This is a genomic window from Planktothrix sp. FACHB-1355 (genome assembly GCF_014748295.1).
GTDB classification, from domain to species: domain Bacteria; phylum Cyanobacteriota; class Cyanobacteriia; order Cyanobacteriales; family Aerosakkonemataceae; genus Aerosakkonema; species Aerosakkonema funiforme_A.
The window spans coordinates 1-1,594 of the sequence record NZ_JACJUP010001350.1 but is presented as its reverse complement, the minus strand read 5'-3'; the positions used below and the strand labels follow the sequence as shown (position 1 = coordinate 1,594).

Below are 1,594 nucleotides of genomic sequence, written 5' to 3'. Positions count from 1 at the left end.
TTTTGGGAACTGAGGTGCTGCAATAATTCTTCGGTGCGATCTCTACTGTTATCGTTGACAACTAAAATTTCGTAAGGAATATTTTTTTCTTCTAACATCTGAGCGATGGATTCCACCGTATATACAATAGATCCTTCTTCGTTGTAAGCGGGAATTACCACTGATAAAACATCGACTTTACCATTTTTAGTAGATAGTGAAGCTCCTTTATCTCTGCCACTGTACATTGGTAAATTAGAGCTATTTTCCAATGCAGGAGCTAAACCTTCTGGGTAATATAGTTCGGACTCCGTTTCTGCCTTATTCTGGTATTTTGAGTCTTTAACTTGACTCTTAAATACCAGTTTGTCGCTAATCAAGTAGTTGAGCGAAGCATTTATCAATACACCCACTAAAGTATTTATTCTATAATCGATTAAGAGCGAATCCAAAATAGGAAATACAATAAAAATCCGAGCTATTATAGCAGATCCGGCAGACATATGGTAAAGAGGGAGTTGCCGCAACCACACTTCTCTAACTGTCCAATTCCCCCCTGGCCAAACCAAAATTCGGTATAAGAAGAAACTAAACAGCAATGACATCTCGATCGACAGTACATTCGCTACATTTCGTAAAATAGGTGTGTCAAATCCCATGAACTCGATCAAGCAATTCATCAGCAACAAATTGAATGTTGCTGCTACGCCACCTGCGATAATAAATTTCAATATGCGATTCCGAAGTAGCTTTGATAACATCGCTGTAAATACCCCAAACAACAATGATTGTCAATTCTAAGATCGTTAACTCGATCGACTGCTAAACCCATCGACTGACATTCTGGTTAAATATCTCTTTCAAAATTTCTGTAATTCCATAGGTTAGATTCCATTCTGGGTAGTGACTTTTGAATTTATCAATATCGCTTATCCACCAGATATGGTCGCCAATTCGGTTTGATTCTTCATATACCCAGTTCAGCTTCTTTTCGGTAATTGCTTCGCACTCTTGAATTGCTTCTAACATAGAACAATTACTAAACCTACCTCCACCAATGTTGTATACCTCGGCTACGCGGGGATTTTGGTAAAAATGATAGAAAGCGTTGACCAAATCGTAGCTGTGAATATTATCGCGAACCTGCTTGCCTTTATAACCGAAAACTTTGTAAGCTGTTCCGGTCATAGTGCATTTCATTAAATATGAAAGGAACCCATGTAACTCAGCACCAGAGTGACTTGGCCCGGTTAAACAGCCGCCTCTAAAACTAGCTGTTTTCATGCTAAAATAACGACCGTATTCCTGAACTAATACATCGGCAGCAACTTTAGAAGCCCCAAACAAAGAGTGTTTGCATTGGTCGATACTCATGTTTTCATCAATCCCCTTGTTGTAAGGGTGGGTTTCTTCAATTTCCCAACGCAATTCTTTTTCAATCAACGGCAAATAGTTTGGCGAATCTCCGTATACTTTGTTAGTGGAACAAAAAATAAATACTGCATCCGGGCAAATTTGACGGGTACTTTCTAGTAATACAAGAGTGCCATTAGCATTGACGCTAAAATCGGTGTAGGGATCGCGAGCAGCCCAATCGTGAGAAGGTTGGGCTGCT

Annotated in this window: 2 protein-coding genes; both read right to left on the bottom strand. The window is 39.5% G+C overall.

Going from position 1 to position 1,594, the window contains the following annotated elements; genetic code table 11:
- Positions 1-710 (bottom strand): GtrA family protein (locus tag H6S82_RS32315; protein WP_242057203.1); only part of this gene is annotated, 710 nt, incomplete at its 3' end.
- Positions 711-801: 91 nt separating this feature from the next.
- A partial coding sequence (locus H6S82_RS32310; RefSeq protein WP_191057429.1) for an NAD-dependent epimerase/dehydratase family protein occupies positions 802-1,594 on the bottom strand: 793 nt, incomplete at its 5' end.